Origin of the sequence: Roseibaca sp. Y0-43 (assembly GCF_020667835.1) — a bacterium.
GTDB lineage: Bacteria > Pseudomonadota > Alphaproteobacteria > Rhodobacterales > Rhodobacteraceae > Roseinatronobacter.
The window spans coordinates 1-12175 of the sequence record NZ_JAFMPR010000022.1 but is presented as its reverse complement, the minus strand read 5'-3'; the positions used below and the strand labels follow the sequence as shown (position 1 = coordinate 12175).

The following is a 12175-nucleotide window of genomic DNA, read 5'->3' as shown; positions in this document are numbered from 1 at the left end:
GTGCCAGAGAACGAATCACGCTAGATTCAGGCAGGTCAACCCTAAATATGGCCACCTGTCTGGGACTTGGCCCAACTTGTGGGTAACTTCAAGCCCCTGCGAACGCTTACGCTCAATTCAAAGGTACTGTCCGTGCTTCTCTTAGGGTGATGTTCGAAATGGAAACAAGAGGTATGAGAAAATCGAATGTATAAGCCAGTTCGAGTCGCAAGCTTGCGTTTTGTTCTATGACTATTACGGATAAACGGTTAGAATTCAGCCCTACTGCACGCGCTTCGAGGTCTGCTAGGAGGGTGGCCTCAAATTCTTCCATCGACAAGTCTGAGTTGCTTGTAGCCAGAAAAGCGCTGCGCGCGGATGTATCTGCCAGATAGCTCAAAGCATTTTGAGTATGCAGAAACCGACCCGTCTCTATGGTGCCGACAAGCAAAGGAATTGCAATCAGGATCGTCAAGGCAAACTCCAACGCTCCTGCTTTCTCATTTTTCAGGAACTCTGATTTTTGATCAGACATCCATTGGAGCATGAGCCTCTTCATAGTGGCCCATCAATTACCTGAAGTTGCAGATTACCCCGTAGTGTGATGTTCAAACGATCACCCATCACTAGGCTGCGGTAAGGCATCTCGGCGCTGAGTTCCACATAGGAATTCGGCGGGCGACCCGAGGCGCAGTTCTGGCTGCAAGGCACGATGACATCGTCAGCACCGGAACAACGGCATATCCATCTCGGGGGCGCAATTTGAAGAGTATCCATGCGGGCAGTTGCATGATCCAAGACTGCTTGGTCCAAGGTCTCAACCAACTGCTCGGGGCCTGCGCCACGCATCGCGGCCTCTCCACCGAGACGCAAGATATAGTTGATTGCCATTCTCTGATGGATCGCCACACCAAGATCCATCATGAACAATAATGCTGTCAGGACAAATGGCGCGATGAGCGCAAGTTCAACTGCTGAAACACCGGCCTCGTGACAGATGAATCGGCGAAACACGCTCACCACCATTTACGAAGCCGGGCAGCCAAACGTTGGCTGAGCGAGCGAACATCAGGTGCATTCCTTTCGCCGTTCAGCATGCGCGACAGCTTGATGATCCGTTCAGATACACGCGCACCCTCATCCATATGAACGACTGACTCACCTCTCGCCTGTGCTTTGCTGAATAGCCGAGCATCATATGGGATGCTGAAGATATGATCCAATTCAAGCGCCTTACGGAAATCGGCCTCAGTGACTTCGCAGCGTTTGGGCAGCTTAGTTTTGTTCAGAACCAAGATCGGAAGTGGGTCCATAGGACGAATCCTCCTAAGTACGCGCAAGATATCGCGCGCATTGCGCAACCCGGCCAAAGTCGGCATGGTTGTGATAACAACATTATCTGCACGACAAATTGTATGCTTGGTGCGTGGAGTCCAGACATGCGTCATGTCCAGTATCAGATGAACCGGAAGGTTATTGGCAGTGTCCAGAATGCCTCTCATTGCCCTAGAAGGAGTCGTCGGCATGTTGTCGATGGTAGGGCTAACAGTCAGCAATCCAAGTTTCGGTTCTATTTGCTGGGTGATGCGCTGGATGAAGACGTCATCAATGCTCCCGCCTCTCCGGAGCGCATCTGTTATTGAATACGCGTCATCTGCTCCGAAGCTCAGGCCAACGGTGCCAAATTGTGGGTCGAGATCTGCCAATAAAACATTTTTGTCGGTCACGCGCGACATTGCAACCGCGACGTTCTGGGCTATCGTCGACGATCCGGTTCCTCCCCCGGCACCTATGAAAGCGGTAGTCTTGCCTAGCTTCAGGTCACTACGATCTTTGAACAGGTCAGTGATGGATGTGACCACCTGATCATAGCTGATTGGAGCTGGCAGATAGTCGCTTACGCCTTTTTTGAGCAAACTCCTTAATAATTCCACCTCGTTGGCAGCACCCGCACCGATCACAAAAGCTTCGGTGTTGCTCCCACATTCAAGCGATAGGCGCTCTATGGCAGGCAAAAGGTTTTCGTTGTCTTCATCGCTTTCAATTATCAAGAGATCCGGCGACGCACGATTTTTGAACTCTTCTATGGCCGCCCCGAGGCCGCCTGAACGAAAGCGCCAAGTCATACGCGAAAAAGAGCGATTACGCTGGACGCGACGCAAAACCTGCACGGTCTGGGGATATTCGGAAAATATCTCCACACGTACTCCCGGCAGAAGAAGTGACGGTTCGCTACCGTTCTCGTCTGCGTCAAAACTCTCATGAGAGTGTTTCATGTCGCTTCTTACTTTCTTAATGAAAGCCTTTACTCGCCCCCACGACGGATTCGGATATCAGGCGGTGATGGTAGTGGGTCTTCCATTTGGTCCAATACTGAACGCAAGGCCAATGAAAGACTACCGGTTTGCTCCGCAGCAGTAACGTTTTCCACCTGCTCACGATCAAGTTCTAGCGTCGCAGTACGCTCGGCGATAACTACTTGTTCTTCTTTTCTCTCGGTGGTCTGGTCCAACGCGATGACGCGAACATTCGACGCGATAACACGACTTATGGTTTGTTCTTCAGTTGCCGGCATCCGCGTGTGTATGACATCAACACGATCGCCCGGGACGACGAAGCCACCTGCGGTGGCTTCGATCGTGACACGAACAGCAATGGCACGCATGCCAGGTGCGAGTGTTTCGGAGATAGGACTGTTGCCCGGTTCACGAAGCGCGCTGCGCACCACAGGTTCTCCTTGCTGCCAGACTTCTGTCGTTTGCCAGCCTACAAAAGTTTCAAGCCCCCCGGGGAGTGAGTCTTCTGTTACAAATGAATAAAGTGCAAATTCTTCGGGCCAGTCGATCCAGGCGAGGCTATCACGCGTGACTGTTTCGCCTGCCAAGAGATCCCTGTTCGCGGCAAGAATGGTTATCATAGGAACTACCGGTTCGGGCATAGCTTCAGGCACAATTTCAGTTTGCTGATCAGGCTCTGTTACTGGCCGCTGCGCATACAACCAGATCGCCGCTCCAGCGGCAGCCAAGGCCAGTATCAGAAGCAAGGCTCGGATCATGGCAACACCTCTTGTGGTCCGCACACGCTGTTTCAGTGGCTTTGACTTACCTCATCCACAGGCGGGTGTCTCATTCTATTCAGAGACTTATTTTTGCACGTCAGTATCCGAACACTTCCGGAAGTCACAAGTCTTAGGATAATCGAACTGCTGAACCATTTGAAAGCCCCTCACGCGGCACAGGAAAGTGCCTCCCAACCTCACAGATTGGAAGGCATGCGCAGTCTGAACTTCTCACGCTTGAAACTTTGATTGCAAAGTAGGCGCGAGATCCAAGAAAGCGACGATCTCAAACACGACCCAGGCACATCAATCAGGTGTCGCGTTCTGAAGTTCGGTGCTGACACCGGTGAAAAGTGCCGTTAGGTCAACACCAAGTGCGGTCAGCCCGCCAATGATGGCTACGGCGACCAATCCGGCGATCAGGCCGTACTCAATTGCCGTCGCGCCGCTCTCGTCTTTCAGGAAGGATTTCATGATGGTCAGCATTCTATAGTCTCCTGGTGTCTCCAAGTGGCGCCACCTGTAGCGCTCACCACGCGAACACCTCGTCCGCGTCGAAAGTTATCATATGGGATTTGGTAAAATTGACTTTGATTTATATCAAAATTTCATGCTGTTAGAGTTGCGCAGGGCACATGGCTGCCGCGCCTTAGATGCATGCTGTTGGCATCAGCAACCTCGCAGCATCAAAGATGCTGCGCATGGCTTCGTGTGACCCGCCCCCATTTTCAGGCCCGCTCGTAAGTCGTATCTGTTTTCCCTTGATCCCATCCCCAACGTTGGACCGCCTTTAATGAGAGAATTTCGCCTTCATCAAGGCGAAAGGCTGGTGATGCCCCCTGATTTCGTCAGCGTGCTTGGGGCTTTGTTGCCGATCGCACCGTGTGGCCGTTCCTCGTTATGGTATCTATGCCAAGGCTCCAACTTTTTGCACGCGTCGCCGACAAACCCGGGGCGACTCAACCTACGTCAAAGTTAGAGGACAAAGCGTCTACAAATCGAGGAGCAGCTCAGATTACCGAACGCAATCCCAGAAGTCCGAGATCAGATCACTTGAAGTTGCGTAAATCGTTAGATCATGGTTACGCGCGGCGAGCACCTCATTAGACCCTTGATACATAGGCAAGAATAGGTGAACGTGATTACATGTCAGCAGGTGACGCACATGGCTCGCCTCAGCCCTTTGCTGGTGTGTAACTGGTGCGTCGGGAGCAAGGTTATTATGTTTGGAAAGAAGACTGCTGGATCAAAAGACGACCTGCAAAAACCAAGCATAAGCCAGCCAACAGGCCGCACACCGCGTGCTAACACTGACGCTTATGAACGAGACCCTGTCATCCAAGGCGTAGGCGCATCGTCAGCGGATAGTGTGCGGGAATTGAAGCGGCTTGTCTTTGCTCGGCTTGTTGAGGTGATCGATGCGGCGCAACTGCTCCGGATGGATGTTCCAGCGGGCCGGGCGCATATCGCACATTTGTTGAACGATATTGTCATCACCGAAAAGCTGAAATTGACTGCGACAGAAGAGCAAGTACTTCTTGATGAAATCAGCGACGATATGCTTGGTTTCGGGCCGCTAGAACGTTTCCTGTCTAAAGATAACGTATCTGACATAATGGTATACGGAACAGAACCAATTTATATAGAGGTTGATGGTGTCATGAAGCGCACTGATGTGCGTTTTCGTGATAACGAGCAGCTTTACAATGTATGCCAACGTATTGTCAGTCTTGTCGGCCGACGTGTAGATGAATCCAGCCCGATCTGCGATGCGCGTCTGAAGGACGGCTCGCGTGTCAATGTTATTGTGCCGCCGATAAGTCTTCATGGTCCGGCGCTGACAATCCGGCGTTTTCGTAAGGATATGGTCACAATAAATCAGATGGTCGATCTTGGCACGATTTCGGCTGGCGGTGCTGAATTGCTGCGCATCATCGCAAGGACACGTTGTAACCTGATTGTCGTTGGCGGAACTGGATCGGGCAAGACGACACTGCTGAACGTTATGGCTGGATTTATCGAACCGGGCGAACGTATTGTAACCTGTGAGGACACGGCCGAGTTGCAACTATCCCAGCCGCACGTGGTGCGGCTTGAAACGCGCCCCCCCAATATCGAACGCAAGGGTGAAATCACGATGCGTGACTTGGTCAGGAACTGCTTGCGTATGCGTCCCGACCGGATCGTTGTAGGCGAAGTTCGCGGTCCCGAGGCTTTTGACCTGCTACAGGCGATGAACACAGGCCACGATGGATCTATGGGCACCCTTCATGCAAACACTCCCGAAGAAGCCTTTTCAAGGATCACCGCTCTCGTCACAATGGGTTATGGGTCATTGAGCCCGGAGATAATTGAAAAAATGTTTGTCGATACGATTGATGTCATCGTTAGCCTGCAGCGGATGCGAGATGGAACGCGTCGCGTCACCCAAATTGCAGAAGTGGTGGACCTAAAAGTAGAAGGGGCAAAGCTTAATACTCTGTTGACCTATGATATGGGCGGAGAGCAATCAGCAGAGCGTATCACGGGACGGCACGTTGCAGTGAATGCACCAAGAGGCGCTCTCCTGGAGCGCGCCGCCTATTATGGGGAGAGCAAAAATCTGATGGGCGCGCTGGTGCAGGATGGTCTGGATGAAAGAAAAAACGGTAAGTATGATTGAGCGCGCATCCCAGGAAGTATTGATGGCATTTAGCACATCGCTGCCGTTGTTGGCCCTGACTGGAACGATCTTTGCGGGTATACTTGGTTTTTTGATTAGCAGAGCATATCAGAGGCGGCTGCTGGCAAGGCGCGCTCGGCAGACGATGATGATACAGCGACGGTATGAGGCCCGTGCCGTGGCTAGCGACAGTACCGCAGCGGCGCCAGATGGCGGTCTTGACACTAGCAGACCGAAGTCGAACCTCAGAGTGCTTTTCCGAAAGAGAGAGCATTTGCCAGTTTTCGTGCTTGGTGGTTTTGCATTGTCCTTCATAACATGGATAATTATCCATAGCTCGGGTTTTGACAGCATACTTTCGGCAATCCTTGCCGTAATAATGGGAATACTTGCCCCGCTTTCATTGCGGTCTTATCTACGAGCACGTTGGCTGAAGCGCTTTGCCCGAGAGTTCCCCGCTGCGCTTGACCAAATCATCCGCGGCCTCAGGGCAGGCTTGCCCATGATGGAATGCGTTGCACTAGTCGCATCCGAAAGCCGTCCGGAAGTCGCCAACGTTTTTCGAACTGTCTTGAACGACTATGCTATCGGGATGCCGATCGACAAAGCGCTCAAACGAATGGCGGAAAAGATTCCACTTGAAGAAGTGCGCTTCTTCACAATCGTGATCGGGCTCCAATCACAAACCGGAGGCGGACTTGCAGATATGCTTGACACGCTTGCGGAAACGCTTCGCAAACGCCGAGAACTTGTCGACAAGGTGCAGATCATGAGCCAAGAGGCGCGTTCATCAGCGACAATTATTGGATCTTTGCCTATTCTTGTCGCCGGACTGTTGTTCGTGGTCAGCCCAGAATATGTGTCCATGTTGTTCACGACGAAACCAGGTCTGATCGCGATAACTGGTGCTGGGCTATGGATGTTATTGGGTGTGCAAATCATGCGAAGCATGATTTCCTTCGATTCATGAGTATGAATAGGAAGCGGTCATGACAGAAAATTCCTTGACTGTTCTTCTAATTTTTATTGCTATAAGTCTTTTTATTTTGGCGATCCAGTGGGACCGTTTATTTCCTGACCGCTTACACGATCGGGTCAGGAAAATCTCTGACGAAAAGCGCACTAAAACGCCCGTTTCGATTGAGGGCGATGATCTTCAAAAATTGAGTTTACAAAGTCCAGAGGAGGAATCAACTTGGTATATATCCCTGTATAGCCCAATGCAGCGCCTTTCGAAGATCGTAACGCCAGATTTGTCGCGTCGCTTGCGCCGTGGTGGCTATCATGCCCCGAAGCACTTAGTGATCTTTATGTTGGCAAAATTTGTAATACCGCTCATAATGTTTCCCTTGTTTTGGAATTATCTTGATCTAGTAATATCGGCAAAATTAAACTTTTTCGCGCTTCTATTACTTACAATTGTTCTTTCTCTAGCGTCTTTCTGGAGTCCCGAGCTGTTTTTGAAGAACACTACTTTGCGCCGTCAGGAACGCATCAAACGTGCATGGCCCGACACATTGGTATTGATGCAGCTATGCATTGACTCCGGTTTGGGGCTCGAGGCGGCAATGGCTAAAGTGATACAGGAAATCAGGCCTATTTCGTCAGAAATTGCGGATGAATTTGCGATTACGCTTGCCGAGTTGATCTATTTTCAGAACCGTCGTACTGCTTTGGAGAACTTAGGGGATCGAGTGAATTTGAGCAGTGTTCGAGAAGTTACCGTTGCACTTGCACAGGCAGAAAGATACGGAATGGCTCTTGGTGCCACCCTCAATGCGCTTGCGGCTGAAAGCAGGCGCACGCGCTTGGCAGCTGCCGAAAAAAAAGCTGCTGCGCTACCTGCACGATTGACAGTACCGATGATCCTATTCTTTCTTCCAGCTCTGTTCGTCGTTATACTTAGTCCGGCAATAATTCAGGTTTTAGAGTTTTGAGTGGTTATCACTGCCCACTCTCATGGATTATTCCACCAGATCGATGAGCGTCTCACCCGCCGACACATCGCCGGTGTAAAACGCGTCCAGATCGAAGTTGGAAGAAATGCAGTCAGAGGTCAGGTTTGCAGAGCCGGTGAACCTAAACCGGTCCGCGATTAACATAAAGCAACCATCGTCAACGCCTGTCCCGCCACCAAACTCCATCAGTGCATAGGGCGTGTAAACAGCGCCGATCAACCGTGCCCCTACAATAACATGGGTTTGACGACTGTCGGAATCTTGACTGTCAAAGACCAAGACATTTGCCCAAGGACCATATTGCATCGCCCGCATATTCGCGGATGTGTTGTTATCAAAATTTAGTCTGGCGCCGTTCATGAGGTAAATTACCACTCCGGCGCTAGCGTCGATGTTCGTTGCTCCTTGGGTAGTGAATTGGCCACCGTCAAAGATATAGACCCCAGATTGCATAACCACGTTTCCTTGAAACCTGACCCCTCCTCTGAAACGTATCATCGGCAGGCCGCTGGGATGGCTGATATCCTGCGGCGTAAGGGTTTCGTTTCGTACTCGGCCTGAACCATATGCCGGGACATTATGTGGATCGAGAATATCCGGCATGTCGAGTAATGCTCGTGGAATATCACGCACCGAAGTATTGAGTCCGATCTGGTCACATTCAGTAAGTATGACAGGATTCCCCTCTGCGCCGCCGCCAAGGTTGACGCAGGCGGCCGTGAGAACAGACGATCCACTGCTCAAAAAGGCTGACGATGACGTCGACAGGGCTTCAAGCGCACACCCCTGAAGCGTGATCTGCGCAGCTCCGTCCAGCTTCACAGCCCGATTTGCATCCGGGGAAAGAGACAACATACAAACTGGCACGCCACGTTGAGCATTATTTGTTCTAATTCGCGCGACTGCCCGCGCGGACAACGCGATTTCCTGATCAAGGAAAATGCGTGTGAAAAAACGGTTCCGCGTATCTGTCACGACAACTTCAACATAGTCTGTGTTTAAGAAAGCAACCTCAACCTGTCCTGTCGATCTTGGCAAGCCATTGCCATATGCCACATTTACGGCACCTTCGCGCGCTAGAGTTTCGGTGTCGCCTTGCACCAATCTGAGAGCAGCGCTATAAGCCGCCATGTCTGCAGCAGACTGGATATTGCGCTGGATCATAAACCAGTATCCAGTTTCCACCGCCAATGCGGCGGCACCGATCAAAACTGGAAGCATCAGCGCTGAGATAATTGCGATTCCGCCGTGTTCGTTATTTTGAAAATGAACCTTCATCTGGCGCGCTCCACAAAGTGATTGAGCTCGATTAGTATTGCAATGGCGGCGTTTCGTCTATGCATATCCTGCCCTGAAAAAGTGGACGGGTGTTAGTTTCCACCCAGAAGTGTCCGGTTAGCGAAATAATTACCATTGAGAATTGCCCCATGTGAGTTTCCCCGACACCATGCGCAGTGGGGAACATTGGAACGATATATGAGCTACCCCCCGAAATTCGGACACTGACATAAGCTACGAATTGCAGTCTGCTGATCTTTGACGAGAAGGAGATCAGAGATGTCGAAACGCAAGCAGCACGCGCCCGAGTTCAAGGCGAAGGTCGCGCTGGAGGCCCTGAAGGGCGAGGAGACCGCCGCCGAGCTGGCGAGCCGGTTCGGGATCCATCCGACGATGATCCACCAATGGAAACGTGCGCTGCTGGAGGGCGCGTCCGGCGTGTTCGAGCGCGGCGGTCGCAAGAAGCCCGAGATTGATGAGGAGCAGGTGAAAGAACTGCACGCCAAGATCGGGGAGCTGGCGGTGGCCAACTCTTTTTTGGAACGAAAGCTCAAGCCCTGGGGCGGGAAGTGAGGCGCGGCATGATCGAGCCTGATCACCCGGATCTGTCGATTGGTCAGCAGTGCAAGCTGCTGTCGATCGCGCGCTCGTCCTTCTATTATACGCCGAAGGGCGAGACCGAGCGGAACCTCGGCTTGATGCGGCGGATCGACGAGCAATTCCTGGAAACGCCGTTCTTCGGCGTCCGGCAGATGACCTGGCATCTGCGCAACGACGGGCACCTCGTGAACGAGAAGCGGATACGTCGGCTGATGCGCCTGATGGGCCTTATGCCGATCTACCAGAAGCCCAACACCAGCAGGCCGGCAAAGGGACACAAGAGCTATCCCTACCTGCTGAGAGGTCTGCGTGTGGATCGGCCGAACCAGGTCTGGTGCTCGGACATCACCTACCTGCCGATGCGCCGCGGGTTCCTCTATCTGGTGGCGATCATGGACTGGTACACGCGCAAGGTTTTGTTCTGGCGGATCTCGAACACGCTGGAGGCCGACTTCTGCGTCGAGGCGCTGAACGAGGCCCTCCACAAGTTCGGCTCGCCCGAGATCATGAACACGGACCAGGGCAGCCAGTTCACGTCCTTCGCTTGGACGGACCGCTTGCGCCGATCCGGCGTGCGCATCTCAATGGATGGAAAAGGCCGGTTCCTCGACAATATCTTCATCGAGCGACTGTGGCGGACGCTGAAATACGAATGCGTGTACCTGCACGCTTGGGAAACCGGGTCAGAAGCGAAGGCGGGCATCCGGAAATGGATGACCTTCTACAACCACCAGCGGCCCCACTCGGCCCTTGGCGGCAGACCGCCAGCCGTGGAATATTGGCTGAGAAAAAATGAAACCCAACCCGATCAGCAGGTGCAAAGAGTAGCTTAATTTACGCCAGATCCTGTCCAACGATTGGGGAGTAGCTCAATACATGGGACTTTTGAACATTAAACACGTCAGCACCCTGTCCGCGAAACAAGGTGAACCGTCAGTTCCGGGCGCGTGTGCCAAATACGGTGTGGGTCAGTGATTTTACCTACGTGTGAACCTGGCAAGGCATTGTATATGTGGCCTTTTTCATAGACACATTCGCTGATCGCGTCGTCGATTGGCGGGGTTCGCAGTCTGGCAAAACGGACTTTGTCCTCGATGCTTTGGAACAGGTCTGAACTGGCCCCTGTTTCGACCGGTCACTTTGGCATAACCATGTAGGCTTAGGCATATGCCTGAGCACGCGCTTATTTCTGAGATTGAAATCATCACCGATGGCGGCCGTCGGCGCCACTGGTCTGCCGCTGAAAAGCTGAGAATTGTCGAGGAGACGCTGGACGAGCGGACCCGCATCTCGGTGGTTGCGCGCCGCAATGGTGTTGCGCCGAACCTGCTGTATCGTTGGCGCCGTGTAATGCTCGAAGGGGGGAGTGTCGCCGTGACCGAAGACGACGACGTGACCAGCAACAAGGTTGTTCGCCAGATGGAAGACCGGATCCGGGAGCTCGAACGCCAGCTCGGTCGCAAGACGCGGTAGGCCGAGCTCCTGCGCAAAGCTCAACACCTGATTTCGTGCTCAAGATCGATCGCGCGTTCAATTTGGCTTCATATCGCAAAAAATTGTCCGCAACGCGCAAAATATGGCAACGGGGGCCCTCCAAATACAGATTGGGTCGCGAACAACGTAGCGAAATCATGACTCAACCGAAACATTGGGGTAAACCATGACCAGTCATACCAGAAGCATCCAACCCGCTCAGATTGATGATCCCATTCGGGCTGTTCGCGTCAGCTCGGCGTCTCTGGAGCCCGCATCAATCTTGGCGAACAGCCATTTGCCGGCAAGACCTGTACGGTTGGACAAGCTTCAGTCGCGGTATGCGCAGGGGCTGAAGCGCGGGATTGACATCTTGGTTGCAGCTCTAGTCCTAATCGCTGTGCTGCCAATTCTGGTGCTTCTTACACTTGTGTTATGGTTGGAGAATGGCAAGCCATTCTATGTTCAGCCCCGTATAGGCAAGGGTGGACGACATTTCCGGATGCTGAAATTGCGCAGCATGGTCGCTGATGCGGAGCAAATACTGACTGCTTATCTCGACGCTGACCCGGCTCTGAAACGTGAATGGGCCTTGACCCAAAAGTTGAAGAACGACCCGCGCATCACGCCCATAGGTCGGTTCATTCGTAGAACATCTCTGGATGAGCTGCCGCAACTGGTCAATGTGCTCAAAGGAGACATGAGCCTGGTAGGACCCCGTCCAATGCTGCCAGACCAGTTGCGGTTTTATCTACATCCTTCTGCCTATCTTGCGGTGCGTCCAGGCCTGAGTGGTTTGTGGCAGGTTACCGCGCGCAATAGCGACAGTTTCGAGATGCGCGCCGAAATTGACAGACGCTATGTCGAAACCCTCTCACCTCAGAAAGATCTGCGTATTTTGCTGGCGACCTTTGTTGCCGTGGTGGCGGCCACCGGCCATTGAAAAACGTGATAGCAGGATTTCCGACCAATTGTTTAGCTGTAGCGAATGATGAATGGACGACCCACATGAAGAATCGGAAACCTAACTAGGCTCGAGAATCAGTGAAATTCAGAGTAAGCATCCGCCGAAGCTTTCAATTACCCACAAGTTTGGCTGCGTCGCGTCGCCCGTGCAGCTTCGAAGCCGATGACAATATCGGCGAGGCGAGAGAAGCCGCGCCATAG

Annotated in this window: 11 protein-coding genes and 3 pseudogenes; 7 read left to right on the top strand and 7 right to left on the bottom strand. The window is 52.5% G+C overall.

Annotated elements, in window-relative coordinates; all coding sequences use genetic code 11:
* Positions 1 to 112 precede the first annotated feature (112 nt).
* The 6 genes and pseudogenes from J1C52_RS14750 to J1C52_RS14725 all read right to left on the bottom strand — a co-directional run.
* Positions 113 to 526: a TadE/TadG family type IV pilus assembly protein gene (locus J1C52_RS14750; RefSeq protein ID WP_227428693.1), complete on the bottom strand. Its 414-nt coding sequence runs from the start codon at positions 524 to 526 to the stop codon at positions 113 to 115.
* A gap of 8 nt (positions 527 to 534) precedes the next feature.
* Complete coding sequence (locus tag J1C52_RS14745; protein WP_227428692.1) at positions 535 to 1005, bottom strand: TadE/TadG family type IV pilus assembly protein; 471 nt, start codon at positions 1003 to 1005, stop codon at positions 535 to 537.
* Positions 996 to 2255: an AAA family ATPase gene (locus J1C52_RS14740; protein ID WP_227428691.1), complete on the bottom strand. Its 1260-nt coding sequence runs from the start codon at positions 2253 to 2255 to the stop codon at positions 996 to 998. Before J1C52_RS14740 ends, J1C52_RS14745 begins: the two co-directional genes overlap by 10 nt.
* Before the next feature lie 29 nt (positions 2256 to 2284).
* A complete protein-coding gene (gene cpaB / locus J1C52_RS14735; protein WP_227428690.1) occupies positions 2285 to 3034 on the bottom strand; it encodes a Flp pilus assembly protein CpaB in 750 nt (249 codons plus the stop codon).
* A 309-nt stretch (positions 3035 to 3343) separates the two neighbouring features.
* Positions 3344 to 3523, bottom strand: coding sequence for a Flp family type IVb pilin (locus tag J1C52_RS14730; protein ID WP_227428689.1), 180 nt, complete (start codon positions 3521 to 3523; stop codon positions 3344 to 3346).
* 327 nt (positions 3524 to 3850) lie between these two features.
* Positions 3851 to 3976: pseudogene (locus J1C52_RS14725) on the bottom strand (IS3 family transposase); the annotation flags it as partial.
* Between the two features lie 226 nt (positions 3977 to 4202).
* Here J1C52_RS14725 and J1C52_RS14720 point away from each other — a divergent pair.
* Genes J1C52_RS14720 through J1C52_RS14710 form a run of 3 tightly spaced genes read left to right on the top strand, consistent with a single transcriptional unit; the run spans position 4203 to position 7636 of the window.
* Positions 4203 to 5699, top strand: coding sequence for a CpaF family protein (locus tag J1C52_RS14720; RefSeq protein ID WP_227428688.1), 1497 nt, complete (start codon positions 4203 to 4205; stop codon positions 5697 to 5699).
* A complete protein-coding gene (locus J1C52_RS14715; RefSeq protein WP_227428687.1) occupies positions 5671 to 6669 on the top strand; it encodes a type II secretion system F family protein in 999 nt (332 codons plus the stop codon). The genes J1C52_RS14720 and J1C52_RS14715 overlap by 29 nt, the downstream gene beginning before the upstream one ends.
* A gap of 19 nt (positions 6670 to 6688) precedes the next feature.
* The gene (locus J1C52_RS14710) at positions 6689 to 7636 is read left to right on the top strand and encodes a type II secretion system F family protein (protein WP_227428686.1); all 948 of its coding nucleotides are present in this window, start codon (positions 6689 to 6691) and stop codon (positions 7634 to 7636) included.
* 27 nt (positions 7637 to 7663) lie between these two features.
* On the opposite strand, the gene J1C52_RS14705 is transcribed toward J1C52_RS14710, so the two are convergent.
* A complete protein-coding gene (locus tag J1C52_RS14705) occupies positions 7664 to 8935 on the bottom strand; it encodes a pilus assembly protein TadG-related protein (RefSeq protein WP_227428685.1) in 1272 nt (423 codons plus the stop codon).
* Between the two features lie 279 nt (positions 8936 to 9214).
* Between J1C52_RS14705 and J1C52_RS14700 the strand changes: the two genes are divergently transcribed.
* The 4 genes and pseudogenes from J1C52_RS14700 (at position 9215) to J1C52_RS14685 (ending at position 11951) form a co-directional block, all read left to right on the top strand.
* Positions 9215 to 10368 (top strand): IS3 family transposase gene (locus J1C52_RS14700; protein WP_227428684.1). Its coding sequence is split into 2 segments (ribosomal slippage): positions 9215 to 9467 and positions 9467 to 10368, totalling 1155 coding nucleotides; the frame shifts between segments, so codons are not numbered across the junction.
* A gap of 62 nt (positions 10369 to 10430) precedes the next feature.
* Positions 10431 to 10643 (top strand): annotated as a pseudogene (locus J1C52_RS14695) (DDE-type integrase/transposase/recombinase); the annotation flags it as partial.
* 59 nt (positions 10644 to 10702) lie between these two features.
* Positions 10703 to 11002: pseudogene (locus J1C52_RS14690) on the top strand (transposase); the annotation flags it as partial.
* Between the two features lie 193 nt (positions 11003 to 11195).
* Positions 11196 to 11951: a sugar transferase gene (locus J1C52_RS14685; protein ID WP_227428683.1), complete on the top strand. Its 756-nt coding sequence runs from the start codon at positions 11196 to 11198 to the stop codon at positions 11949 to 11951.
* The last annotated feature ends 224 nt before the right edge of the window (positions 11952 to 12175 follow it).